Origin of the sequence: Mesorhizobium sp. ANAO-SY3R2, assembly GCF_042466635.1 — a bacterium.
In the GTDB taxonomy this organism is placed as follows: Bacteria; Pseudomonadota; Alphaproteobacteria; order Rhizobiales; family Rhizobiaceae; genus Aminobacter.
In genome coordinates, this window is record NZ_CP159955.1 from 1,761,862 (window position 1) to 1,787,910 (window position 26,049).

The 26,049-nt window shown below is 63.5% G+C and carries 22 protein-coding genes; 17 read left to right on the top strand and 5 right to left on the bottom strand.

Annotated elements, in window-relative coordinates; translation table 11 throughout:
* Window positions 1-12: 12 nt before the first annotated feature.
* The 4 genes from ABSY17_RS13265 to ABSY17_RS13280 are packed head-to-tail and all read right to left on the bottom strand — an operon-like array spanning window position 13 to window position 5,928.
* Window positions 13-1,173: a lipid-transfer protein gene (locus ABSY17_RS13265; protein WP_378951328.1), complete on the bottom strand. Its 1,161-nt coding sequence runs from the start codon at window positions 1,171-1,173 to the stop codon at window positions 13-15.
* Window positions 1,170-1,625, bottom strand: coding sequence for a Zn-ribbon domain-containing OB-fold protein (locus ABSY17_RS13270; RefSeq protein WP_378951331.1), 456 nt, complete (start codon window positions 1,623-1,625; stop codon window positions 1,170-1,172). The genes ABSY17_RS13265 and ABSY17_RS13270 overlap by 4 nt, the downstream gene beginning before the upstream one ends.
* Entirely contained in the window at window positions 1,622-3,817 is a 2,196-nt protein-coding gene (locus ABSY17_RS13275) for a hydantoinase B/oxoprolinase family protein (protein ID WP_378951334.1), read from the bottom strand. Before ABSY17_RS13275 ends, ABSY17_RS13270 begins: the two co-directional genes overlap by 4 nt.
* Window positions 3,814-5,928: a hydantoinase/oxoprolinase family protein gene (locus ABSY17_RS13280; protein WP_378951337.1), complete on the bottom strand. Its 2,115-nt coding sequence runs from the start codon at window positions 5,926-5,928 to the stop codon at window positions 3,814-3,816. The genes ABSY17_RS13275 and ABSY17_RS13280 overlap by 4 nt, the downstream gene beginning before the upstream one ends.
* Before the next feature lie 356 nt (window positions 5,929-6,284).
* Between ABSY17_RS13280 and ABSY17_RS13285 the strand changes: the two genes are divergently transcribed.
* From ABSY17_RS13285 to ABSY17_RS13355, 15 genes are all read left to right on the top strand, one after another.
* Window positions 6,285-7,106 carry an ABC transporter ATP-binding protein gene (locus ABSY17_RS13285; protein ID WP_378951340.1) on the top strand — a complete coding sequence of 274 codons (822 nt, stop codon included), beginning with the start codon at window positions 6,285-6,287 and terminating at the stop codon, window positions 7,104-7,106.
* A gap of 31 nt (window positions 7,107-7,137) precedes the next feature.
* A complete protein-coding gene (locus ABSY17_RS13290) occupies window positions 7,138-7,983 on the top strand; it encodes an ABC transporter permease (protein WP_378951342.1) in 846 nt (281 codons plus the stop codon).
* A 68-nt stretch (window positions 7,984-8,051) separates the two neighbouring features.
* Window positions 8,052-8,891, top strand: a complete 840-nt coding sequence (locus ABSY17_RS13295) for a sugar phosphate isomerase/epimerase family protein (RefSeq protein WP_378951345.1) — start codon at window positions 8,052-8,054, stop codon at window positions 8,889-8,891.
* 270 nt (window positions 8,892-9,161) lie between these two features.
* Window positions 9,162-10,040, top strand: a complete 879-nt coding sequence (locus ABSY17_RS13300; RefSeq protein ID WP_378951348.1) for a branched-chain amino acid ABC transporter permease — start codon at window positions 9,162-9,164, stop codon at window positions 10,038-10,040.
* Between the two features lie 41 nt (window positions 10,041-10,081).
* A complete protein-coding gene (locus ABSY17_RS13305) occupies window positions 10,082-11,848 on the top strand; it encodes an ATP-binding cassette domain-containing protein (protein ID WP_378951351.1) in 1,767 nt (588 codons plus the stop codon).
* Window positions 11,841-12,548 carry an ABC transporter ATP-binding protein gene (locus tag ABSY17_RS13310; RefSeq protein WP_378951353.1) on the top strand — a complete coding sequence of 236 codons (708 nt, stop codon included), beginning with the start codon at window positions 11,841-11,843 and terminating at the stop codon, window positions 12,546-12,548. Before ABSY17_RS13305 ends, ABSY17_RS13310 begins: the two co-directional genes overlap by 8 nt.
* Window positions 12,549-12,554: 6 nt before the next feature.
* Entirely contained in the window at window positions 12,555-13,097 is a 543-nt protein-coding gene (locus ABSY17_RS13315) for a thioesterase family protein (RefSeq protein ID WP_378951356.1), read from the top strand.
* Complete coding sequence (locus ABSY17_RS13320) at window positions 13,094-14,710, top strand: GMC family oxidoreductase (protein ID WP_378951358.1); 1,617 nt, start codon at window positions 13,094-13,096, stop codon at window positions 14,708-14,710. Before ABSY17_RS13315 ends, ABSY17_RS13320 begins: the two co-directional genes overlap by 4 nt.
* Before the next feature lie 55 nt (window positions 14,711-14,765).
* The gene (locus ABSY17_RS13325; RefSeq protein WP_378951361.1) at window positions 14,766-15,710 is read left to right on the top strand and encodes an aldo/keto reductase; all 945 of its coding nucleotides are present in this window, start codon (window positions 14,766-14,768) and stop codon (window positions 15,708-15,710) included.
* A gap of 177 nt (window positions 15,711-15,887) precedes the next feature.
* A complete protein-coding gene (locus tag ABSY17_RS13330) occupies window positions 15,888-16,784 on the top strand; it encodes an enoyl-CoA hydratase (protein ID WP_378951364.1) in 897 nt (298 codons plus the stop codon).
* Between the two features lie 40 nt (window positions 16,785-16,824).
* Entirely contained in the window at window positions 16,825-17,988 is a 1,164-nt protein-coding gene (locus tag ABSY17_RS13335; RefSeq protein WP_378951367.1) for an acyl-CoA dehydrogenase family protein, read from the top strand.
* A gap of 13 nt (window positions 17,989-18,001) precedes the next feature.
* Window positions 18,002-19,066 (top strand): acyl-CoA dehydrogenase family protein, encoded by a 1,065-nt coding sequence (locus ABSY17_RS13340; protein ID WP_378951370.1) that lies wholly within the window; start codon window positions 18,002-18,004, stop codon window positions 19,064-19,066.
* The gene (locus ABSY17_RS13345; protein ID WP_378951373.1) at window positions 19,059-20,210 is read left to right on the top strand and encodes an acetyl-CoA C-acetyltransferase; all 1,152 of its coding nucleotides are present in this window, start codon (window positions 19,059-19,061) and stop codon (window positions 20,208-20,210) included. Before ABSY17_RS13340 ends, ABSY17_RS13345 begins: the two co-directional genes overlap by 8 nt.
* 2 nt (window positions 20,211-20,212) lie before the next feature.
* Complete coding sequence (locus ABSY17_RS13350) at window positions 20,213-20,815, top strand: gamma carbonic anhydrase family protein (protein ID WP_378951376.1); 603 nt, start codon at window positions 20,213-20,215, stop codon at window positions 20,813-20,815.
* An 11-nt stretch (window positions 20,816-20,826) separates the two neighbouring features.
* Window positions 20,827-21,732, top strand: coding sequence for an SDR family oxidoreductase (locus ABSY17_RS13355; RefSeq protein WP_378951379.1), 906 nt, complete (start codon window positions 20,827-20,829; stop codon window positions 21,730-21,732).
* A 189-nt stretch (window positions 21,733-21,921) separates the two neighbouring features.
* Here the strand turns inward: ABSY17_RS13355 and ABSY17_RS13360 are convergent, their stop codons facing one another.
* A complete protein-coding gene (locus ABSY17_RS13360; RefSeq protein ID WP_378951382.1) occupies window positions 21,922-23,505 on the bottom strand; it encodes an AMP-binding protein in 1,584 nt (527 codons plus the stop codon).
* A gap of 209 nt (window positions 23,506-23,714) precedes the next feature.
* Between ABSY17_RS13360 and ABSY17_RS13365 the strand changes: the two genes are divergently transcribed.
* Together ABSY17_RS13365 and ABSY17_RS13370 are read left to right on the top strand one after the other, a co-directional pair.
* On the top strand, window positions 23,715-24,524 hold the full coding sequence (locus tag ABSY17_RS13365; RefSeq protein ID WP_378951385.1) for an SDR family oxidoreductase: 810 nt from the start codon (window positions 23,715-23,717) through the stop codon (window positions 24,522-24,524).
* 280 nt (window positions 24,525-24,804) lie between these two features.
* Window positions 24,805-26,013 carry an ABC transporter substrate-binding protein gene (locus ABSY17_RS13370; RefSeq protein WP_378951388.1) on the top strand — a complete coding sequence of 403 codons (1,209 nt, stop codon included), beginning with the start codon at window positions 24,805-24,807 and terminating at the stop codon, window positions 26,011-26,013.
* The last annotated feature ends 36 nt before the right edge of the window (window positions 26,014-26,049 follow it).

Consider the following 26,049-nt stretch of genomic DNA (forward strand, 5'->3'; position numbering starts at 1 on the left):
ATTGGTCTCCGTTCAGTTGCGCAGGACGATCGCGCAGGTCGGTCCGAGATCGCTGCTGCTGACGAAGCAGCAGTCGGCGTTTTCCACCTGCGCGGTCGAGGTGCCGCGCATCTGCTTGACGCCCTCGGTGATCATGTTGAAGCCATGCAGGTAGACTTCCGACAGGCCGCCGCCGCCGGTATTGATGGGCAGGCGTCCGCCATGGGCGATGCCGCCGTTCTCGGTAAATGGCCCGCCTTCGCCACGTCCGCAGAAGCCGTAGCCTTCGAGTGTGAACAGCACTTCCGGTGTGAAGGCGTCATAGAATTGCGCGACCTTGACGTCGGATGGACGAAAGTCGCTCTGGCGCCAGAGCGACTTGGCGCAAGCGGCCGCCTGCGAGCGCATGGGGTCGCGGGTGAAGTAGTTGGCGAGCATCGTGCTGCCGCCATCGAAACCTTGCGCTGCCGCGTGGATGTAGACGGGCCGCGTGCGGCAATCCCTGGCCCTGGCGGCTGAGGTGACGACGAAGGCGATTGCGCCGTCGGTTTCGAGACAACAGTCGTAGAGGCAGAGCGGTTCGCTGACCCAACGGGCGGAGAAATAGTCCTCGCGCGTCATCGGCTTGGCGTGCATGACCGCATCCGGGTTGCGATTGGCATGGCCGCGGAAAGCAAGCGCGACATTTGCGAAGTGGTCTCGTGTAGCGCCGAATTCGTGCATGTATCGTGTGGCCAGAACGCCCACGTCGTCGACCGGCCGGATGACGCCCCACGGCCGGAGCCAGGTGTCGCGACCATGCACGGGCTGGTCGGTCTGCGCCCAGATGCGGCTGGCACGACCGCTGCGCTTGCGCGACCGCCAGCCGACGACGACATTGGCCTGGCCCGTGGCAATTGCCATGGCGGCATGGCCGACCGTGCCGCAGCCGCCGTGGCCACCGGCCGGCATCTGCGCATAATAGGTCACCTCTTTCATGCCGAGGTCCCTGGCGATGTCGTGCTGCCAGACATTTTCCATGTTGAGCGAGCACAGGCCGTCCACCTCCGACGGCGAAATGCCGGCGTCATCGAGCGCCGCCTTGATGGCGATGCAGGCAAGCCGCTCCTCGCTCTCGGCCATGCCCTTGCCGAAAGACGTTTGGCCTATGCCGGTGATCGCCGTGCGATCCTTGAGAGAGAACGTGTCGCTCATGGCTGCGCCTCTTCGATGATGCGCGGCATCCAGCGCGGCAGGGTGACGTCGTCGGAAACGACGGCGAAGGTGACGTCGACCGGCATGCCAATGCGGATGGCTGAAGGAGGGACGCTGTTGATCGGTGCTTCTGGCCCAGTCACGAGGCTGCCGACGATGCGGATGTCGGGATGTTCGTCGAGTTCGACGACGATCATGGGATAGGGGACGACGTCCTGAAACCCTGGCAGGGTTGGCCCATGGGCTACGCCGAACGACCAGATTCGTCCGCCACCCGTAGTCTCGACCCATTCGATCTCAGCGTGGGCGCAGTTCGCGCAAAAGGGATGTGGAGGGAACTGGCAATGGCCGCAGGCGGCGCAGCGTTGGATAACGAGCCGGCGCTCGCGGGCAGCATCCCAGAAACCTTTGGTGTCAGGATCGTCGGTGTAAGGCAATGGCATTGCGGTCATGTCCGGTGCTCCGTCTCGTGGAAGATCGCCGGCACCTCGATAGCTTCAAGCACCGGCTCGCCGGCGAGCGCCACGTGGACATCGACCTGGCGGGCGCAGCCGGGGCAATAGAAATGGCGGATGCGGAAGCGCTCGCTGCCGGGATAGCGATCGGTAATTGCGGATCGTTCGCCGGCAGGAGCCTCCTGGATGGCGAGGTGCTCAAAGAGATTGGCGCCGGCGTCGCATATCTGGTGGCCGCAGGCGACACAGGCGACGCGCTTGTCGGTTGAGACCTCGATGACCTGGAAATGGCCTGACAGGCGTCGTCCGGCAGCGATGGCCTGGGGCGTCGTGGGTTGGCGTCCGCCCAGGCGCAGCTTCAGGCGGTCCTGGCGCTCGATGGCCGTTGCGGCATGGTCGACGATGGCGTCTTCGCCCGACACCCGCAGCACCACGCCATAGTCGCGCCGTGCACCTTCCGGGCTGACCAGTTCGTCGAGAACGTCGGCGGCGACAGCGGCTGGATCGCGTTCGAGTGGGTCACCGTAACCGCCACCGCCCTGCGAGGAGGTAACCAGCATCTGATCCGTATCAAGTCTGGTATCGGCCGTCGGCAGAGCGATTTCGGTGCAGTCGGCGAGGGCGGCCCATCCCCTGGCATCGACGAGAGGCACGTCACGACTCATAATTGCGAACCCGCTGGGCAGTCCCGGCTCGCCGCCCGCCACGCCCATGGTCGCGGGATGCTGCAAACCTTGTGCCATGGATAGGAGCGACAGTGAGCGCTGTGTTTGGTGCGGACGGTATGCATGCATGGTGCCGACGCCTCCGCGATGCATGCCGGGGCCGCCGGAGTCGGCAAGCTCGCGCCGCGCCAGGTACAGCACGGGATAGTACGCTTCGTTCGTTTCGAGGTTGGAGGGAGTCGCGCCAGGCGAGGTCGCGGTGCCCGACGTGTCGCTGCCATCTGCGTTGCAGGTGGCGCCGCCGCCACCGCTCAACTCGTCGAGGAACAGCGTGGTGAAGGGGCGGCCGTCAGACTGATGGCCCGAGATGGACATGCCGCCGGCTCCGGAGGACTGAGACGAGGCCATGGCCATGCGTGCATGCGTTTCGGAACCGTCGAGGAGTCGGGCGAGGCAGCCGCTGACGCAGTTGCGGATCGCCTGCGCGGAGGTACCCGTGCTCATCGCGACGCCGGCCGGCCATTCGGCATCGACCACCGAGCCTTTTCGGCTGCGGATGTCGATCGTGCGCCAGATGGCGCCTGGCATCCATGGCAGGCCCTGGCAGATATGGACCAGAACCGCCGCCATGGTGAAGTTGGCCAGCGTCGGATAGGTGGAATTGACCGCACCGGGCGCCTGGTTGTCGCTCGACGTGAAATCGAAGGTAAGCCTGTCAGCGCTCTTCGTCATGGCGAGCCGGACGGCATAAACCTGGTTGGGCAGGTACTGGGCTCCCTGTCGCTGCTCATGCTGGATAAAGGAGTGTTCTCGCCAGACGCCGTCGGGAAGGTCACGCAAGCGGCGGCGAAAGGCAGCCTCGGTGGAGGCAAGCAACCTGTCCATCGCTTCGACCAAGCCGTCGGCGCCATAGGCGGCGCAGAGTTCAAGCACCTGGCGCTCGGACGCGCGGTTTGCTGCGATCTGGCCGAGCAGGTCGAGGGCATTCAGCTCGGGTGTGCGGGTGCGTGCAAGATAATCGCGTTCGATGTCGCGGCGGATTCGGCCATCCTCGACGATCTTGATCGGCGGGATGGGGATCGCCTCGTCGAAGATCGAACGGGCTGCGTAGTTGAAGCCGCCGCTGACAGGACCGCCGACATCGGGCTCGTGCACGGTCGACCCGGCCCAACCAATCAGGCGCGCGCCATGGAATATCGGCGCGACCAGCGTCACGTCGGGCTGGTGAAGGGTGCCCAGATAGGGATCGTTGGTGAGAAACTGGTCGCCGGGGCGGATACCGGGGTTTTCAGCATAGCGTTCGAGAATGTCACGGACGATGAGATTGAGTGACGTCGACTGCACCAGGATGAACTTGCTGCAGGAGACGACCGTGCCATCGGCAGTCATGATCGCCGTGTTGAAGTCGCTCGCCTCGGAGGCGATCTGCGAGCCGGACACGCGCACCAGCGTTTCGCCGGCATCAGCGTTGATCGCCTCAAGTCGATGACGGATGATTTCCAGTTCGATCGGACCAAGCGTCATGCGAATTCCTCGGCTATGGCCGGCGCCGCGCCCGGGCGCGGCTGCGGGACGGCGATGGAAAGGTTGCCCACGGCATCGGTCCTGGCCGTGTGGCCGGGATAGATCACCGCCGTTGTCTGTTCGGATTCGATGAAGGCCGGGCCAGCGATCTCGGCGTCGGCACCGAGTTGGTCCCAAAGGAACACGGGCGTTTTGCGTTGCTTGCCAGCAAACCATGCCAACCGCTGCCGCACAGCCAGCAGTTTGCCGTGCTGCGCTTGTGGCGCAGCGTCGGGCATAGCGATTGGCATCAGCGCCTCTACAACGATGGCCGCGAGTTCGATGGTGCTGTCGGCATAGGCCGAACCGCGGCCAACGACTTGCTCGTAGCGTGTGCGGAACGCTGCCTCGGCAGCGGCGATCTCGGCCATTCGAAGTCGAGAGCTGGGCACCTCTATGTCGATGCGGTGGAGTTGGCGGGTGAACTTGAGACCGACCTTGCGCCGGATCTCTATCGCACCTGTCATGCCCGTTTCGGCAAGGCCATGGAACTCACCCAGAGCGCGCTGCTCAAGCCGGTCGAATGCCTCTATTTCCTGGTCCAGGAAATCGTGCAGCGGCCGGGACGGCAATTCCACCTCGTATGTGGTGCGCAGGTCGCTCGAAGCCGCTCCCCATGCTGAAAATTCCGGAGCGAGGCGCGGAATGATGATCGATTTGACACCGATCTCGGCTGCATAGCGGCCGACGTGCTGGGGGGCCGCGCCGCCGTAGGCGTAGAGGACGAAATTGCGGGGATCGTGGCCGCGTTGGATGCTGGCACGGCGAACGAGGTCCGCCATCTGTGCATTGGCGACGCGCAGGATGCCCTCCGCCGCTTCCTCGATGCCGAGACCGAGTTTTTCGGCGAGCGGTGCTACCGCGGCCAAGGCGGCCTCGCGGTCGAGCTCAAGGGCTCCGCCCAGGCGATCGAGATAACCTAGCACCGCCGCCGCATCGGTAACCGTCGGCTGGGTGCCCCCGCGTCCGTAACAGGCGGGGCCGGGCATTGAGCCGGCGCTTTGCGGCCCGACCCGGAGAACGCCCAGTTCTGGATCGATATAAGCAATGCTGCCGCCGCCAGTACCGATGGAAGCGAGGTCGATCACCGGAACGGCCAGGCTGTGCCGCTCGATACGCGGGCGCGATGCGCTCGGCAATGATCCACCTACCACAAGGCCTACGTCAAAGCTGGTTCCACCGACATCAGTGGCCAGAACGTTTGCATGGCCGAGTCGCGCGCCGAGCTGCCGAGCCGCCATAATGCCGCCTACCGGTCCCGACTGAAGAAGGTGGACCGGGGCGTCACGCAGCGACTCTACGCGACGTACCCCGCCGCCCATGGTGACGATCAGGAACAGGCCGGCAAAGCCATGCTCGCGCAGCGCCTCGTCGAGCGACGTGAGATAGTCGCGCACCAGAGGTGCAACATATGCGTTCATCGCGACGGTGGCGGTGCGTTCATATTCGCCGATACGGGGAGCAAGCTGGCTTGAGAGCGTGACGTGGAGGCCTGGCGCCTCTTCGGCGACCAACTCGGCAAGCCGGCGCTCATGCACGTCGCTGACCGGAGACCACATCAGTGAAATGCCCACGGCCTCTGCGCCGCGATCTACAAGTTGGCGGATCGCCTGGCGGGCCTGTTCTTCATCGAGGGGGACGATGACGTTGCCATCGACGTCGATCCGCTCACGCACGCCGACAATCCGGCGTCGCGGCACCAGCAGATCTGGCTTGCGCCATTTGAGGGCGTTGCTGGCGTCCTCGTCGGGCAGCCCGTGAACCTTGTTCGAGCGCGCGATGGGCAGCGTCGATTCGAAGCCGGCAGTGACCAGCAGGCCAACCTTGGCGCCTGCTCCGGTGAGCAGGGCATTGAGGCCCACGGTCGTGCCGTGCGACAGAACGTCGGTTGTCGTCAGGATTTCGCCAAGGCTCTTGCCGAGCGAGCGCGCGGCTACGCTGAGCGATGCGATGACGCCCTCCATCAGCCGGCCATGGGTGGTCAGCGCCTTGCCGACGCCGATGCGTCCTTCATTCGTCAAGACGACCGTGTCGGTGAAGGTTCCGCCAGTATCTATGCCGACAATCTGCATGCTCGAACTCGTCGAATTTTCCAGGCGCAAGCCGTCGTTGTGAAAAACGCATTGCGTCATTCACGTCTAGAGCTTGCCGATTTCGCCGTTTCTGGCGGGTTTTTGAAACTTCGCTTCGGTGCGCAAGATTTCGGCCTGCACGCCCGTGTCCGAAGTAAGGCAATGATTTCCGTTACTTGAGACGCCTCGATTAGGCTTTGATCCTCGGCCTCTGTCAAACCTAACCGCAATTTTTCCGGATATCCGGAAAAACCGCGGAAGCCGTTGTTTTGGCTGCGGCTGTTCGCCTAGCTTTTCGTCCGCAAGTGCCGAGCCTGCGCCTGCGCGAAATGCTATCTGCTTGGACGGAGCGACCGATGAATTCACTGCGCAGTACCGATGTCGCTACCGCGATGCCAATCGCGGCCGAGGTCCAGGCCAAGATCGAGGTGCGTGGCGTGCGCAAGCGCTACGACGCCAATGGCAATGTCGAGGCGCTCGCCGGTGTCGATATCACGGTAAAGAGTGGCGAGTTCGTTTGCCTCGTCGGCCCGTCCGGCTGTGGTAAATCGACTGTGCTCAGGATGATCGCCGGCCTGCACAAGCCTAGCGAAGGCGAGATCCTGGTGCATGCTAGCGGCGCCCGGGTAGTGCCCACTGCGATGGTTTTCCAGAACTACAATGTGTTCCCGTGGAAGACGATCCAGGCGAACGTCCGTTTCGGCCTGGAAATGATGGGCATGGCTTCCGCAGAGGCGGACCGGCGCGCAAGCCTCTGGTTGGGCAAGATGGGGCTCCGGGACTTCGCCCATGCCTACCCGCCGGCGCTTTCCGGCGGCATGCTGCAGCGCGTGGCAATTGCCCGCGCCATGGCGGTCGAGCCCGAGATCCTGCTCATGGACGAACCGTTCGCGGCGCTGGACGCGCAGCATCGCCGCATACTCCAGGATGAATTGCTTTCGCTCTGGCAGGAGGATCGGCGCACCGTGGTGTTTGTCACGCACAGCCTCGAGGAGGCCCTGCTGCTCGGTGACCGTGTGGTCGTAATGTCGGCGAGGCCAGGCAAGATCATCGCCGAGTTCGAGGTGCCGTTCGCGCGGCCGCGTTCGCCGGAGATTCGCGCCGATCCGACTTTTGCCATGCTCGAACAGGAGATCTGGAACCTGCTGCGCGAACAAGTAGGCAAGCATCCGGCCTGAAAATCTGAACGAGGCGGAGGAGATGACGACGATGATGGAAAAGACGATTGCGATACGGCCGGGGGAGGCCGAGCGGGACCCGCGTGGCTATGCGCGGCGGGCGCGACGTCAGGAGAGAGTACTGGCGGTCGTCACGCCGGTGGTGTTCTTCGTACTGTGGGAGCTAATGGCGCGTGCGGGCGTGCTCGACGCGCGGTTCTTCCCGGCGCCAAGCGCCATCTTCATGTCGGCGTTGGAGATGCTGAGCACCGGCATACTGCAAAGGGACATCCTGGCAAGCGCGCTACGTGTGCTGGTGGGTTTCGCCATAGGCGTGGTGACCGGGCTCGGGGCGGCGTTGCTGTTGGGCCTGTCCCGGCTGACACGAGCTGCGCTGGAGCCGTTCCTGACCGCGCTCTATACCGTGCCCAAGCTTGCCCTGTTGCCGTTGCTGCTGCTCATCTTCGGCCTCGGCGAGTTGCCCAGCGTACTTCTGGTCGGCATGACGGTGTTCTTCCTGGTCTGGATTCAGTGCATGGAGGCGGTGCTCGCCATCCCTGAAAACTATTGCGAGGCTGCGCGGTCGTTCGGCGCGAAGGGTTGGAAGATGTTCCGGCACGTCACCTGGCCGGCGCTGCTGCCTCAACTGTTCATCTCGATGCGCATCGCCATCGGAACGGCGGTGCTGGTGATCGTTGGCGTCGAGTTCGTGCAGGCAAGCCAGGGTATCGGTTACCGCATCTGGCATTCGTGGTCGCTGTTTCAGGCCAATCGCATGTATGTCGGCATCTGCACTGTAGCGTTGATGGGGTTCCTGTTCAGTTCGGTCGTGCGCTGGCTAGGACGCGTGATGCTGCCGTGGACGCGGCAAACAGCGGGCGGTGCCAACAAGATATAGTCCGAACGGACCTGTGAGCGGGCGGCAATGCGGACATTTTGCGCCGAACGCCGCTTGTTTGAGGACAAATGATGAAGGCCCGCGAATACATTTGCAGTTCCCACACGATCAGCGGCGTGGTTCCGGGCGGCCCGGTCGCTTCGCGCCATGGTTTTGCGGCGCGGGTCGAGGCCTGTGCGCAAGCAGGTTACACCGGTATGTGCCTGCATTTTCGCGACTATGCCGACCAACGGCAAGCAGGTTTCAGCGATGCTGAGTTGCGCGCCGTTCTCTCCCGCCATGGCATGAAGCATGTGTCGGTCGAGTTCCTGACGGACTGGTTCATGGATGGCGAAGCGGGCGAGATTTCTCGCCGCAACGAGACGCTTGCCTTTGCTGCGGTCAAAGCACTCGGGGCGAAAGTGCTGAATGTCGGACCCGATCTCGGGGAACGTGGCATTCCGCAAGAGCAGATGCGTACCCGGTTCGTCGAACTGTGCCGGCGGGCCGAAGAACAAGACATAGTGATCGCGCTCGAAATGGTCGCCTGGGGGAACGTTCGTGACGTCGATACCGCGCTGGCCCTGATCGAGGGCGTGGCCAATGCCGGTCTGGTGATCGATTCGTGGCATGTTTTCCGCGGCGGCGTGCCCCTGGAGGATTTGCAGCGGATTCCGGCCAGTCGGATACTTTGCGTCCAGGTCAACGATGCTGAAGCGGAACCGATTGGAACGCTGGCGGACGAAACGATGAACCGCAAGCTTTGCGGGGAGGGTGCTTTCGATCTGAAAGGTTTTTCCGAACTCCTCGACCGCATCGGAGTCGCCGCTCCTTACAGCGTCGAGGTCATTTCGCCGCAACTTGCCAGTTGTCGCCTGGCCGAGGCTGCCAGCTCGTCTTTCACAACCTCGCGCGGTTGCTTTGGCTGACAAAGAGATGGTGCGTCGCCGGGACGGATGAAACGCGTAATGTTGCACCCGACGGGGCTTCGGGCCTGAACGCTGGGGATTTTCTGTCCTCACATCGGGCGGCCAATCGGGTCGATTTCTCTACATTTGTAGTTAGTCCGTTCGAACGATGTTGCTACGGCACTGGTTCCGCATAAGGTCTCGCCACAATGCGCCTACTTCGTCAGTGCCTCGGGCTTGCCCGTGTCAGAGGCGAAGCGGCGCAGTAATTGTGGTCAGGGAGGCGAGCTTATGCTCAGCGAAATACTGATCATCGTGATACGCGGGATGGCCATCGGGTCGATCTTCGCCACGATCGCGATGAGCTTCAATATCGTGCATGGTGCGACAAACATCTTCAACTTCGCCCAAGGCAACATGTTCATCCTGGGTGGTTTTGCCGCCTACTTCCTCGCCAATCAGGTCGGGCTTGGGCAGTGGACGCTGATGCTGGTCCTCACCGGCCTGCTCATTGCCGCCGTTGTCACCTTTCAGGGTTACATCACGCTGCTGCCGCTGCGTAATTCGGTCGAGCAGGACTCGTGGCTGATCTCAACCGTTTCGGTGTCGGTGATCGTGGCGGCGCTGCTGATGATCACGCAGGGGCCATTCGCCTATTCGGTGCAAAGCATTGTGCCGAGCTTCCGTATCCTGGGTACCAGGACGCCGGGCGCCTATGCGCTGGCGATCGGGGCGATGTTCTTCTGGTTTTTTGCCTTGCGCTATTTCCTGCGTCGCACCTTCCTCGGCCTTGCCATCAGCGCGCTGTCGCAGGATTTCGATGCTGCGCGTGCCGCCGGCCTGCCGGTTCGCCGCCTTCAGCTCATCGCTTTCGCAATCAGCGGCCTGATGGTCGGCACTGTCGGTTTCCTTGTCGCTCCGGTCATCTCGGTCAGCCCTGATGCCGGCCTGAAATACGTCCTCAATGGCTTCGTTGCTGCTGTTGTCGGCGGTATCGGCTCCAATGCCGGAACGCTGATCGGTGGTCCGCTGGTGGGCGTGGTCGCCATGCTGACCGCCTACAAGGTGGGTGGCGCCTATCAGGATCTCGCATCGCTGCTGGTGCTCGTGCTGATCCTCATGTTCCGGCCGCAGGGCCTCTTCGGGCGCGTCGGCGCAAGGCGGGTGTAACCATGCAGACCGCTACAAACGTACAGTCCGGATCCATTTCCATGGCCGCTGAAACCAAGCCGAAAGGCCGCTTCAATTCCGACCTGACGCAGGTGTGGATCGGCGTGGCGCTGATCGCGATCACCGGCTTCGGGCCGGCGATCATCGGCAACTCCTACTGGATCCACACGTTCCAGCTGGTGAACATCTATATCGCCGCGGCGATCTTCCAGAACATGCTGTTCGTCGATGCCGGGCAGAAGTCGTTCGGCCAGGGCGCGATCCTTGGTCTGGCCGCCTATGGCGCGGCGATCCTCTATGGACTGCATGGCTGGTCCTTCGCGGCCGCCTCGGTTGGCGGTATCGTGGCGGCCGTGCTCGGCGGCCTGCTCTTCGCGCTGCCGGCGCTGCGCGTGCAGGGCTTCCATCTCGGCTTCGTGACCATGAGTGCGGCAATCGTCTTTCCGCAACTTCTGGTTACGCTCGACAGGTGGACCAACGGTATCAACGGCGTCAGCGTTACCGTGCCGGAACTGACCAACCCGGTCGTGTTTGGCATGTCGCCGCTGGCGATCGCGGTGGCCGTGTTCCCGATGATCGCGCTCGCCGCGCACTACCAGATCCGCCGCTCCAAGCTCGGCCGCAGCATGTTCGTTGCGGCGCTCAGCCCGGAGGCTGCTCGCTCACTGGGCATCAAGCCCGGTGTGATGCGCTTCACCGCATTCGTCATCGCTTCGATCGGCACCGGTATCTGCGGCATCCTCTATCTGCCGACGGTCGCCTTCGTCAGCCCGCAGGGCTTCAACATCGAGCTGTCCTTCGTCTTCTTCTTCGCCGTCGTTGTCGGCGGACGTGGACAGATGCTGGGTCCGATCATCGGCATCTGGATCGTCTTCATCCTGCCCAACATCCTGCTGGCAAGCTGGGTCGAGTACCGCCTGCTGATGTATGGTTGCTTGACGCTGCTCGCGGTCATGGCCTTCCCCGACGGTCTCGTCGGTTCCATCGAACGTCTGCGCGCCAAGCGCAAGCAGACGGGTGGTGGTGAGCAGGCCTTCCGCATCGATGGTTTCCTGGCTGACCTCCAGTCGGGCAAGACGTCGCGTGAGCCGAGCGAAGAGATCGTCGTCGAGGTGCGCAACGGCACCAAGAAGTTCGGCGAAGTGGTCGCGGTGGATTCCGTCAACCTCAAGGTCCGCAAGGGCGAGGTGCATGGCCTGATCGGCGCCAATGGCTCCGGCAAGACCAGCCTGCTCAACGTGCTCAGCGGTCTGAGCCGCCTGAATTCGGGATCGTTCCTGATCAATGGCGTGGATGCGACCAACCTGCCGGCTGACCGCATCGCGAATATGAGCCTTGGGCGCACCTTCCAGGCACCGCGCATCTTCAGCCAACTGTCCCTGTGGGACAATCTGAAGATCGGCATGGACGCCCGCGTGGGCGCCGCCAGCCCCGACATCACCACCCTTGCCAAGGCAATGGAGGAGGAGTTCGGTCAGGACAGCGCCAATCTGCTGTCGCACGGCCAACGTCGCCTGGTCGAGGTGATGCGCACGGTGCTGAAGGAAGCAACCATCGTGCTGTTCGACGAGCCGGCTGCCGGCCTGTCGCAGAGCGAACGCACCAACTTCGCCAATCTCGTCAAGTTCCTGAGCCGCAAGATGGGCAAGACCGTCATCCTGGTCGAGCACGATCTCGATCTGGTCTGGGGTATCGCCGACACGATCACGGTTCTGGAGCAGGGCCGCATGGTGTCCACGGGTAAGCCGGATGTGGTCGCCAAGGACCCGGCAGTGCAGCATATGTTCGTGGGGTCGCGCCATGCTTGAGGTCAAGAATCTGGTTGCAGGCTATGGCACCATCCCGGTGCTGCGGGATGTGTCGCTGACGGCCAAGGCAGGCGAAATCCTGCTGATCGGCGGCGAGAACGGTGCCGGCAAGTCGACGCTGATGCGGGCAATCGCCGGCTTCAACAAGCCTGACAGCGGGCAGATCCTGCTCGACGGCAAGCCGATCGGCGGGCTGGCCCCTGAAAAGGTAGCGCAGTCCGGTTTGCGGCTGGTGCTCGACGGACACCGCGTGTTCCCCGAACTCAGCGTGTTCGACAACCTGCGCATGGGAGCTGCGGCGCGCCGCGGCGACCGTGCCGGCTTCAACCGTGCGGTCGAGGAAATCTATGCGGTTTTCCCGATCCTCAAGGAGAAGCAGAAGCTCTATGCTCGCGACCTCTCGGGTGGCCAGCAGCAGATGCTGGCTCTCGGTCAGGCGTTCATCGCCCAGCCGAAAGTCCTGCTTTGCGACGAACCATCGATGGGCCTGGCCCAGGCGCTTCTGCCGCCGATCCTCGCCTTCCTGCGCCGCTGGGCGCAGACTGGCACGGCGGTGGTTATCGTCGAGCAACATCTTGCGGTGACCGCGCCTTACGCGGATCGCGCGATGATCGTCGAGCGCGGCCAGGTGAAGTTTTCCTGCCTGGCTTCCGAGCTCGACGAAAAGCTCAACGTCCCGTCGACTGCGGCGGCGGAGTAGTCGGGAATGGCTAGTGAGGGCGCGGGGACAGGCGTGGCGTCTGGTATGGTTGCCGCAACGTCTGGCGAGGCGCCGCGCCCTTACATCAGCTTCCGTGGAAAGGTCGAGCCGCATTGGCTCGACGTCAACCAGCACATGAACGTGTCCTGGTACGACCGTGTCTTCGACACGGCCGAAAGCGACCTCTTCGAAGTTTTCGGCATCCATGACGACTATATCCGGGCCACCAGCTTCAGCTTTTTCCGCTTGGAGAAGACCATGCGCTACGAGCGCGAGCTGATGCCTGACGCGCGGCTTGAGGCACGCAGTGTGATCCTGTGGACCGACCTCAAGCGCATCCATCACTTCCATGAATTGTGGAATGTCGATCAGGACTACCGGGCCGCGACGGTCGAGGGCCTGTCGATCCATGTCGATTTGCGGGTGCGCAAGGCCGCCAGGATCACGGTTGAAGATACCGCCGCAAGGCTCTCGGCACTTGCCGCCGAACATGCACAACTGCCCTGGCCCATTGGTGTCGCGCGCCGGGATTTCAGGAAATCTACGTGAGCGTTACCGCCGATCTGGAATTCGACTACGTCATCGTTGGCGCAGGCGCTGCCGGCTGCGTGCTGGCCGCCAGGCTGTCCGAAAACCCTGATGTCCGCGTGGCCATCATCGAGGCCGGTGGGCTCGACAAGGCGCTGCTGCTCAGGATTCCCGGCGCCAATGTCGTGACCGGAACCCATCCGGCCTACAACTGGAGCTACGAGACCGAGCCGGTGCAAGCACTGGGCGGGCGGCGGCTTTATTGGGCACAGGGGCGCATCGTCGGCGGCTCGGGCTCGATCAACGGCATGATGTACATGCGCGGCCATCGCAGCGACTACGACAACTGGCGCGCCCTGGGCTGCGACGGCTGGGGGTATGACGACGTCTTGCCCTATTTCAAGAAATCCGAGACCAATCAGCGCGGCGCCAACGACATCCATGGCGACAAGGGGCTGCTGCAGGTCAGCAAGGGCCAGGGAACCGCGCCTGTCTGCGACATGTTCCTCGATGCAGCCGAACAGGAAGGGTTGCCGCGCACTGACGACCTCAACAAGGAGGCGCCCGAGGCCTTCGGACATGTGGATTTGACGATCGGTCGCGGCAAGCGGTCGAGCACAGCAGCGGCGTTCCTGCATCCGGCGCTGAAGCGCCCGAACCTGACGCTGATCGTCGATGCGCCTGTGCTGCGCGTCATCATCGAAGGCGGTACGGCTACCGGCGTCGAGTTCGCACGAGGCGGACGACGCAGCATTGCGCGTGCCCAGCGTGAAGTGATCCTGAGTGGCGGCGCGGTCAACTCGCCGCAACTGCTGATGCTCTCGGGCGTCGGCGATGCCGGGAGCCTGCAGAAGCTGGGCATTAGGTTGGAAGCCGACAGGCCCCAGGTGGGAAAAAACCTGCAGAACCACCCTATGTATCGGCTGATGTACACGACGACCAAGCCGGTCAGCGCCTACAGCCATGTCCGGCCATGGGGCGCAATGAAGGCCGGCGCGCAATATGTGTTCGGCCGCAGCGGCGTTCTCAGTCGTGGGCTGTTTCCCACCAGTGGATATCTGCATGCGGTCAGCGGCGATGCTGGCAGCGAAATCCAGATATGCATGGCGCCCGCCCTGGTCATCCGGCGCGGCCCGGGAGTCCTCGGCATTTTGCCGAAAGAGCATGGCTTCACACTGTTGCTCAACCACGGCTCGCCCTACAGCCGGGGATGTGTGACGCTGAAGTCGGCCGATCCGCTTGACCATGCGGCGATTGCGCCCAACTATTTCTCCGATCCGCGCGACCTGCGCATCCTGGCAGAGGGGGCGGACCGGGCACGGGCGATCGTCCATCAGTCGGCGCTTGCCGGCTCGCTGGGCAATGAATTGCTGCCGGCCCGGCCGATCCGATCGGTCGAGGATCTCTGCGCCGACATTCTGGCAACGACAGTGACGCACTACCATGCTGCCGGCACCTGCCGGATGGGCGCGGACGAAGATGCGGTCGTCGATCCGCAGTTGCGGGTGCGCGGGGTCGAGCGGCTGCGAGTCGCCGATGCCTCGATCATGCCGGTACTGGTCAACGGCAACACCTATGCGGCAACGATCATGATCGCCGAGAAAGCCGCCGACATGATCAAGGCGGCGGCTTGAGGTCAAACGACATAAATACAGATAGTTATCGACTAGAGATGATGGAGTAGGCGAGATGGAAAAGCGCGTTCTGGGCCGGTCAGGCCTCGAGGTATCGGTGGTCGGCCTCGGCTGCAACAATTTCGGCGGCATGATCAAGGGCCTCGACACCGAAGGTGCCCGCAAGGTGGTTTTCGCGGCGCTCGATGCCGGCATCACGCTGCTCGACACGTCCGACTCCTACGGCGTCAATGGCGGTTCGGAAAGCACGCTCGGCGAAATCCTCGGCGACCGACGCAAGGATGTCGTACTCGCCACGAAATTTGCTTCGCCGCTGAACCGCGAGAAAAGCACGCGCTACAACGGCTCGCGCGGCTACATCATGGGTGCGGTCGAGGACAGCCTGCGCCGGCTCAAGACCGACTATATCGATCTCTATCAGTACCATTTCCCGGATCCGCTGACGCCGATCGAAGAGACGCTCAGGGCGCTCGACGATCTGGTGAAGCAGGGCAAGGTGCGCTATCTCGGCTGTTCCAACCTGCCGGCATGGCAATTGGTCGATGCCGGCTGGACCTCACGCCACCATGGCCTGCACAGCCTGCTGTCGACCCAGGCTGAGTACAACCTGATCTCGCGCTCGGCCGAGACCGAACTGTTCCCGGCGATGCGCAGCACCGGCATGACACTTTTGCCCTATTTCCCGCTCGCCAGCGGCCTGCTCACGGGCAAGTACCGCAAGGGTCATGAAATTCCAGCCGATACGCGCATGAGCATGGCCTATTTCAAGGCTGGCCTGACAGAGGCCAATCTCGACAAGGTGGAAAAGCTGATCGCCTTCAGCGAGGCGCGCGGCAAGTCGATCCTCGAACTGGCGTTCTCGTGGCTGGCGTCGCAGCCAATCGTATCGAGCGTGATTGCGGGCGCGACGCGTCCGGAGCAGGTCGTCGCCAATGCGGCGGCAGCGTCGTGGAAGCTCACGGCCGAAGAGCTGGCCGAGGTCGACACCATCTGCAAATGATGGTGGCATTCCGCGCGTCCCAAAGGGGCGCGCGAGACCGCCTTTGCGTCGCTCCATGCTACGATTCCTGACGTTTCAGAGGCTTGTACGTTAGTCTCTTTGGACGATTGCACCCCTTGCCTGGAGACGTAGTTTCCCGTCAGCTACGAATTTGAATTGTCAGCGGAAAAACCGAACATGAGCGATCTTGTAGAGCCGCGCACGGCAAACATTGCCTATGAGACCGACCAGCCGGTTCTCTATGAAACCGAAGGTCCGATCGCCTGGGTGACGATGAACCGCCCGACGTTCAACAACGCCCAGAACTCGCAGATGACCTACGCGCTCGACGACGCCTTCAAGCGGGCCGTCGACGACGATGCGGTCAAGGTCATCATCCTGCGCGGTGCGGGCAAGCATTTTTCCGCCGGCCACGACATCGGCACCCCGGGCCGTGACGTCAACAAGACCTTCGATCGCCGCCTGATGTGGGCCGACCACACCAACAAGCCGGCAGCCGAGATGCTCTACACCAGGGAGCACGAGGTTTACCTCGGTATGTGCCGGCGTTGGCGCGACATCCCCAAGCCGACCATAGCGCTGGTGCAGGGTGCCTGCGTGGCGGGCGGGCTGATGCTGGCCTGGGTCTGCGACTTCATCGTCGCCACCGATGATGCCTTCTTCCAGGATCCGGTGGTGCGCATGGGTATTCCCGGCGTCGAGTATTTCGCGCATGCCTTCGAGCTGCCGCCGCGTGTCGCCAAGGAATTCCTGATGCTCGGCGAACGGCTGCCGGCAGCCCGTGCTGAACAGTACGGCATGGTCAACAAGATCGTGTCGCGCGAGGAACTCGAAGGCGCTGGCCGGACAATGGCCAGCAAGCTCGCGGAATATCCGCGTCTCGGCCTGTGGCTGTCCAAGCAGGCGATCAACCACGTCGAGGACCTGCGCGGCAAGCGCACGGCGATGGATGCCCACTACCACATGCACCACTTCGCCCATGCCCAGAACGACCTGACCACCGGCAATACGCTGGGCGGACAGGATGCCAAGAGCATGGCTGCGGCGAACAAGAAACAGGCCGGGGAAGGCTGATCTTTTCACCGAACGACCGACCCAACAGGATTTTCCAAGCGTGGATTTGAACTACACCGAAGAGCAGAAGGCCTTCCGGCAGGAAGTGCGCTCCTGGCTCGAAACCAATGTTCCGGCAAAGCCGCTGCCGTCCTTTGATGCGAGCCGCGAAGGCTTCGAGGCGCACCGCGCCTGGGAGCGCGTGCTCAACGAAGGCCGCTGGGGCATGGTGACCTGGCCCGAAAGCTACGGCGGACGCGGCCTCGATCTGATCCAGTGGCTGATCTTCGAAGAAGAATACTACCGTGCGGGGGCGCCGCTACGCGTCAACCAGAACGGCATCTTCCTGCTTGGCCCGACGCTGATGGAATATGGCACCGAAGAGCAGAAGGCGCGCTTCCTGACCTCCATGGCCTCTGGCGACGAGATCTGGGCGCAGGCCTGGTCCGAGCCGCAGGCTGGTTCCGACCTGGCAGCTGTGCGCTCGACGGCCGTGCTGGAAGGCGACGAATATGTACTCAAAGGCCACAAGATCTGGTCCTCGCGCGCCGTCTTCGCCGATTGGGCGTTCGGCCTGTTCCGCACTGATCCGGCATCGCAGCGCCACAAAGGCCTGTCGCTGATCTTTTTCCCGCTGAACGCACCGGGCGTTCGCGTGCAGGCGATCCCGCAGATCGACGGCGAAACCGGTTTTGCCGAGATCTTCCTCGAGGATGTTCGCGTTCCCGCATTCAACCGCCTCGGCGGCGAGGATGAGGGCTGGAACATCTGCATGGCAACCGCCGGTTTCGAGCGCGGCCTGATGCTGCGCAGCCCGGCGCGCTTCCAGGTGGCGGCGCGCAAGCTGGTCGAACTGTTCAAGGCTCATGAGACAGAGGTCGAGCCGACCGTGCGTGCAGCCGTGCTGCAGGCGTGGATGGATGCAGAAGCCTATGCGCTGTCGATCTATGCCACCGCTTCGCGTCTTGCTGCCGGGGGCCATATCGGGGCCGAAGCCAGCACCAACAAGATCTTCTGGTCGGAAATGGATATCGCCATGCACAAGGCGGCGCTCTCCATTCTCGGTGCGCGTGGCGAATTGCTGCGCTCGGCACCTGAGGCGGGTGACATCGGGCGCTGGCTCGACGGCTATTTCTTCTCGCTGGCCGGTCCGATTTATGCCGGTTCGAACGAGATTCAGCGCAACATCATCGCCGAGCGCATGCTTGGCCTGCCGCGCGCATAAGGGAGGACGAAAGATGGATTTCCGTTTCTCCGAAGAACAGACGATGACCGCGGACGTGGTGCGCGAGTTGCTCGCCGACGTCTGCCAGCCGGCAGACTTGCGCCGCCTGATGGGCGAGGGCGCTGCGCGTGACGAAAACCGCTGGTCCAAGATCGTGGAGATGGGCCTCGCCGGCGCATTGGTGTCCGAGGACAAGGGCGGCCTCGGCCTGTCCGCAATCGACTTCGTGCAGATCGCAGAAGGCTGCGGCTATGCCGGATTGCCTGAGCCGCTGGTCGAGAATGCCGGCGTGGCGCTGCCGCTGCTCGCCGCCTTCTCCGGCAATACCCGTGCGGCTGCGCTGCTCGAGCGGGCTCTGGCGGGCGAGGTGACCGTCACGGTCGCTCATCCGGCCAATCCGTTTGTTGCCGATGCCGATACGGCCGAAGCCGTGCTCGTCGTGCGCGACGGCGCTGTCCATCTGGTCGAGACCGTCAAGGCAAAGATCGTGGCGCAGCCGAGCGTCGACCCGTTCCGTCGGCTTTTTACGGTGGAGTTCGAGCCGACTGCCGACACGCTGGTTGCCGACGCCGCTGAGGCTGCGGCACCGCTTGCAGCCGCGCTTGATCGCGGCGCGCTGTTTGCGGCAGCGCAGATGCAGGGCATGGCCCAGCGCTGCGTCGACCTCGGCGTGGCATACGCCAAGGAGCGCCAGCAGTTCGGCAAGCCGATCGGGTCCTACCAGGCGGTGAAGCACCATCTCGCGACCGCGCAGGTCAAGATCGAGTTCGCGCGGCCCGTGCTGCATGCCGCGGCGGCCCAGCTCGAAAACGCCGACCTGTACAGCTGCGCCCGCATCTCGCAGGCCAAGCTGGCTTGCGCCGACGCTTCGGATGTAGCGGCCCGCACCTCGATCCAGGTCCATGGCGCCATGGGCTATTCGTGGGAAGTGGACGTGCACTTCTTCCTCAAGCGCGGGATCGCACTGACCAACTGGTGGGGCGGAACCGCCTTCCACCGCGACCGCGTCGCCGCGCGCGTCTTTGGGGCTCCGCTCGGACCCGAACACACCTTTGCTAGAGAGGCCGAAAATGCCTGAAGCCTATATCGTCGACGCCATCCGCACGCCTATCGGCCGCAAGAAGGGTTCGCTCGCGGGCCTGCACTCAGCCGACCTCGGTGCCCACCCGATCAATGCGCTGATGGCGCGCACCGGGATCGACCCCAATGCGGTCGACGACGTCATCTACGGCTGCACCGACACTATCGGCTCGCAGGCCGGCGACATCGCCCGCACCTGCTGGCTGGTGGCCGGCATGCCCGAGCATGTGCCCGGCGTGACCGTCGACCGCCAGTGCGGCTCGGCACAGCAGGCGGTGCATTTCGCCGCACAGGCGGTGATGAGCGGCACGCAGGATCTGGTCGTCGCCGGCGGCGTGCAGAACATGAACATGATCCCGATGGCGTCCGCCATGCTGGTCGGGCCGCAGTTCGGGTTTCCGGACCCATTCAGCACCTCGCCGGGTTGGATTGCCCGCTATGGCGAGCAGGAAGTCAGCCAGTTCCGTTCCGCCGAGATGATTGCCGAGAAGTGGCATTGCTCGCGCGAGGAGATGGAGCAGTTCGCGTTCGAAAGCCACCAGCGCGCTGTCGCGGCGATCGATGAAGGGCGCTTCGTCAACGAGATTGCACCGATTGGCGATTTCGCCGTCGACGAGACGCCGCGCCGCGACACCTCGATGGAGAAAATGGCGACGCTGAAGACGCTGGTCGAAGGCGGTCGCGTGCATGCCGGCGTTGCCAGCCAGAACGCCGATGCCTCGGCAGCGCTGCTGATCGCCTCCGAGCGGGCCGTCAAGGATCACAATCTCAAGCCGCGCGCGCGCATCCATCACATGACGGTGCGCGCCGCCGATCCGGTGTGGATGCTGACCGCGCCGATTCCGGCAACGCGCCACGCGCTGGCGAAGACCGGCCTCAAGGTCGAGGATATCGACCTGTTCGAGTGCAACGAGGCCTTTGCCTCGATCCCGCTGGCCTGGATGAAGGAACTCGGCATTCCGCGCGACAAGGTCAACGTCAATGGCGGTGCGATCGCGCTTGGCCATCCGCTCGGCGCTACTGGCGCGCGCTTGATGACCACCATGCTGAACGAGCTCGAGCGTCGCAACGGCCGCTATGCGCTGCAGACGATGTGCGAAGGAGGCGGCCAGGCCAACGTGACCATCATCGAAAGGCTCTGACCATGCCGGTCTATGCATTCGAAGGCATCGTGCCGGTGGTCGACCCGACCACCTATCTGCACCCGAGCGCCGTGTTGATCGGCGACGTGACCATAGGTCCGCGCTGCTACATCGGGCCGAATGCCTCGCTTCGCGGGGATTTTGGCCGCATCACCGTTGTCGGCGACGCCAGCGTGCAGGATAATTGCACATTGCACACGGGTGCCGGTTCGGACTGCATCATCGGGCGCGGCGCGACCTGCGGCCATGGTTCGATCCTGCACGGCTGCACGGTCGGCGAGAACGCGCTGATCGGCATGAATGCGGTGGTGCTGGACGGTGCCGTGATCGGTGACGACAGCCTGGTGGCTGCGCTCAGCCTGGTGAAAAACGACACCGTCACTCCGCCGCGCAGCCTGATTGCGGGCAACCCGGCCAAGGTCATCAAGGAAATGCCGGATGAGGCGATCATCTGGCGCAACAACGGCGACGGCGAATACCAGAGGCTGGCCGACCGTTCGCTCGCCGATCTCGTCGAATGCGAACCGCTCCGCGTGCCGGAGCCCGACCGCAAGCGCAATGCCGGTGAGGCGCGCGCCGTGCGTCTGTCGACCAAGACAAAGTGAGAAGGACGAAAATGTCGGGAATCTGCGAAAACAGGGTTGTGATCGTCACCGGCGCGGGCCGGGGCTTGGGCCGCGCCTATGCGCTGGGCCTCGCCGCCGAAGGCGCGAAAGTCGTGGTCAACGATCTCGGTGTCGGCACCCATGGCGACACCACTGCCGAGACGCCGGCCCAACAGGTGGTCGACGAGATCAAGGCAATGGGTGGCGAGGCTGTCGCCAACTATGACGACGTCGCCGACTTCGAGGCAGGCGGGCGCATCGTCAAGGCCGCGCTAGACGCGTTCGGCGACCTGCATGCCGTCGTCAACAATGCCGGCTTCGTGCGCGACCGCATGTTCGTCTCCTGCACGCCGGAAGAGTGGGATGCGGTGCTGCGCGTACACCTGCGCGGTCATTTCTGCGTCAGCCGCCATGCAGTCGACTACTGGCGCGGCCAGCAGAAGGCGGGCAAGCAGGTCGACGCCCGCATCATCAATACTTCGTCGGGCGCGGGCCTGCAGGGCAGCGTTGGGCAGAGCGCCTACTCGGCGGCCAAGGGCGGAATCGCCTCGTTGACGCTGGTCCAGGCGGCCGAGCTTCGCCGCTATGGCATCACCGCCAACGGCCTTGCGCCGAACGCCCGCACGCGCATGACCGAAACGGCGTTTGCCGAGGCGATGCAGGCCAAGGAAGGCGAGTTCGACATCTTCGCGCCGGAAAACACTGCGCCTCTGGTGGCCTGGCTGTGCAGTTCGGCGTCCGCCGATGTCACAGGCCAGATCTTCGAGCTGATCGGTGGCAAGATCCGCGTCTGCCTCGGCTGGAACGACGGTCCGGAGTTCGACAAGGGAAGCCGCTGGGATGCGACTACGCTTGGCGACAAGATCAAGCAGCTGGTGGCGGAGCGCCCGGCGCCGAAGGCGGTCTATGGCGCATAAGCCAACCACTGCATGAAGAGCTTGCAAGGGCGTCGGGAAACCGGCGCCCTTCTTCTTTGGCCAAGTGGCGACCGGATGCCGGCAGGGCAAAGCAAAACGGGACGGCGCATTTGCACCGTCCCGTTGATCTTCTGCTGAATTTCTGTGCCTGCCGCTCCGGACCCCGCGTCGGAGGGCAGGCGGGCACGGTCAGGCGTCTTGGGGAGCCTCGTCGCGCAACAGATTCTTGAGCACCTTGCCCTGCGGGCTGGTGGGCAGCGAAGAACGGATTTCGACGAAGCGCGGGCACTTGTAGTTGGCCATGTTGGCGCGCGACCAGTCGATGATTTCCTTTTCCGTGGCGGTCGTGCCTGGACGCAGCACCACATAGGCCTTGCCGACTTCGCCCAGGCGCGCTTCCGGCACGCCGATGACCGCGACGATGCCGATCGCCGGATGCGTGCTCAACATACGCTCGATCTCGGCCGGATAGCAGTTGAAGCCGCCGGTGATGTACATGTCCTTGAGACGATCTTCGATGCGCAGGTTGCCGTCCGCGTCATAGTAGCCGACGTCGCCGGTGTGCAGCCAGCCGTCCACGTCGATGGTCTTGGCGGTTGATTCGGGATCGTTGAAGTAGCCCTTCATGACGATGTAGCCGCGGATGACGACCTCGCCTGGCTGTCCGTCCGGCAGGAAATTGCGGTCGTCGTCCATGATGCGGACTTCGACGCCGGGTGCTGCCTTGCCGGCGGTGTTGGCGATGACTTCGTCAGGGTCGGTTGCCAGGCACATGGTGCCGTAGCCGCCGCATTCGGTCAGGCCGTAGCCGTTGACCACGCCGGCAAAGCCCAGCTCTTCACGCATGCGGCGGATCAGGATCGAAGGGACGACCGCGCCGCCAGTGATGCCGAGACGAAGGCTCGACGTGTCGAACTTCGCCAACTCCGGATGCTGCAGCATGCCCTGGAAGATCGCCGGTGGGCCGGGGATGACGCTGATCTTTTCTTCGGAGACACGCTTGAGGATTTCGCCGGCATCGTAGGTCAGATGCGGCATCAGCACCGCGCCACGCATCATCGAGACGATGGCGCCGGAACGGTAGCCGAAAGCGTGGAAGAAGGGCGAGATGACCAGGATGCGGTCATGCTCGCGGATGTCGACGCGGGTCGCCCAGGCGTCGACCGCCTTGAGGCACTGCTGGTGGCCGTACATGACGCCCTTGGGGTAACCCGTGGTGCCCGAGGTGAACAGCATGTCGCAAAGGTCCTCAGGACCAACCGAAGCCTCGCGCTCGGCGAGTTCCGCATCGCTGACGCTGTCGCCCAAGGCGACAAAGCTGTCCCAGTCCTGGTCGCCGCCGCGCGGTTCGCCGATGACCACAACCTGACGCAGCAACTCGCGCGTCTCCGGCTTCAACTGGTCGGGATAGTAGGTGCCGAGGAACTCGCCGACCGAAAACAGCATCGAAGTGCCGCTACGCTTGGCGAGTTCGGCGATTTCGGCGCCCTTGAAGCGGGTGCTGGCGGGAATGAGCACCGCACCAGCGCTGACCAGGCCAAGTGCGGTGGCAAACCATTTCCAGGTGTTGGGCGCCCAGATCATGATCCGGTCGCCCTTCTTGACCCCAGAAGCGATCATCGCCTTGGCGACGCGCTTGCGGATAGCGTCGAGCTCGACGAAGTTCAGCGTGATGCCGTCCTCGATCGCCGTGCGCGTGCCATAGAGCTCGGCAGCGCGTGCGCAAAGTGCGGGAATGGTGGTGAACTTCCAGTCGGCGTCTTCTGAAATCATCTGGTTACCTGGCGGCGCTGGGCCTGTAAGACGGTTTGGCCGGGCGCGGGCGCGCCAGCCGGGCTAGTTTGACGGGAACATAGGCATCATCAGGCGTCCAGCATCGTCCGAAGGGACGAATAAAGCTGCCGACGTTGGACTTAAAGGCGGGTAGGACTACGCGCAATGCAAGAAGCGCGCGACATGCTCGAGCAAGCTTGGAGAACGAAATGAGCAATGCCCCGCAACAGGTTTCGGCCCCGTTCGAGGGGCGCGTGGTCGTCGTGACTGGCGGCACGAAGGGCATTGGCCGGGCGATTGCCGAAGGATTTCTCGGCGCTGGCGCGACCGTCGTGGTCTGCGCGCGCACCGAGCCAGACAGCCTGCCACATGCTGCGGGCCGTCACGCCATATTCATGCAATGCGACGTGCGCACGGCGAGTGCCTGCAAGGAGCTTCTCGACCGGGTCGGTGAGGAACACGGACGCGTCGACGTTCTGGTCAACAATGCCGGCGGTTCGCCCCATGTCGATGCAGCGACCGTTTCGCCGCGCTTCTCCGATGCGATCATCAACCTGAACCTGATGGCGCCGATCTACCTGTCGCAGGCTGCCTACCAGTGGATGGCGAAATTGCCGGAGGGCGGCAACATCATCAACATCGCCAGCGTTTCCGGCCGCCGGCCGTCGCCGGGCACGGCCGCCTATGGTGCGGCCAAGGCTGGGCTTCTCAGCCTGACCGCGAGCCTGGCACAGGAATGGGCGCCGAAGGTCAGGGTCAACGCCATCATCGTTGGCCTGATCGAGACGGAGAAGGCCGAAGAAACTTACGGTTCGCGCGAAGCGCAAGAAGCGATCGCAGCTTCAGTGCCGATGAAGCGCATGGGACGCGGCGAAGATATCGCACGCGCGGCACTTTATCTCGCCAGCCCGACCGCGACCTTCGTGACCGGCGCCCAGCTCGAGGTCCATGGCGGAGGTGAAACGCCGCTGTTTCTCGACCTCATCAAGCGCCACGCCAAGGCTGCAGAAGCAAGCTGATCTGCAACGGGCAGCATTTTTCCTGGCGGCACGAGCAGCATCGCCTGAACGGGCTGGCTGGTTTGTGCCGCCTTGCAGTCAATTCACCGGCAGGACCCTCGCATAGCCTGTCGGGGCCTCCCGTTTTGTGTCCTCGATCAAGTGAAATGAGATTGGCAGCAGGACGCTGCGTCATGGTCCGGCCGTCCGATTTTGGATCAAAACAATGGTCCTTATGGACGATGCATCCATCAGGCATTAGGCGGAGAGGGCGCTTTCCGATTTCCGAGGAGTAGAGCCTATGACTTCCACCTTCCGCAGCCGCCGCGCGCTTGCCGCCGCACTGATGTCCTTCACAGCCCTTGTCGGCGTCAGCGCGGCCCAGGCTGAAGAGACGATCAAGATCGGTGGCATCATGTCTCTGACAGGCGCCGGCGCTTCGATCGGCAAGAATGCCGAGATCGCCTGGAAGCGCGCGATCGAAGACATCAATGCAGCCGGCGGCATCCTGGGCAAGAAGGTCGAGCTGGTGCTGGCCGACACGATGACCGATCCGACTCACGGCGTCAGCGAAATGCGTCGCCTGATCGAAAGCGAGAAGGTGCAGGCCGTGGTCGGCCCGGCTACCAGCCAGGAAACCACGCCGTTGATGCCGATTGGCACCGAGGCCAACATTGCCCATGTTTCGAGCGCAGCCTCGACCGCGCTGACGCCGCAGGTCGGCCCCTACCACTTCTCGACCTCGCCGATCGGCGAGAACCAGATGATCCCGAACATCGCCTATGCGATCGACGTGCTGAAGCTCGACAAGCTGGCGCTGATTTCGGACAACGGCGGCATGTCGAAGGCGGCGGTCGCCGACATCGTCACCTACATGAAGGGCAAGGGTGTCGAGCCGGTGGCGATCCAGGAATTCGCCTTCCGCACCGAAGACATGACCCCGCAGCTGTTCTCGTTGCGTAACTCCGACGCACAGGCGGTGCTGCTGATCAACTCGATCGGCGACGATTCGCGCAAGATGCTGGAAAATCGCTACGACATCGGCTGGGACGTGCCGGTTCTGGCGAGCCTGACCATGACCAACTACGCGGTAGGCAATGCCGCCACGATCGGTACCGAAGCCTTCGAGGGCGTTTATTCGGTTCAGTTCGAAGGCATGACCTACTGCCCTGGCGATGCACTCGGCGAGAAGGATTTCGCCAAGTTCGCAGCCAAGGCCAAGGCCGACATTCCGGATCTCGACCGCATGGGTGGCCCTTCGGCCCTGACGCCTTACTACATCCAACCCTACATCCTGGCGGCAGCCATGAACGGCTCGGGCAAGACGGACGGCAAGTCGGTGGCAGCCTGGATCGAGGCGAATGCCGGCGAGATCAAGACGCTGACCGGCAAGCTCTCGGCCAGCGCCGACAACCACTTCCTGCCATCGGTTGAAAGCCTGAAGGTCGTGAAGAACCCGTACCTGCTGCGCGAGGACGGCCTCGTCGAGCGGGCGGACTGCGCCCAGTAAGGATTGCGGCTCTACGATGATGAAGGGCGCTGCCGG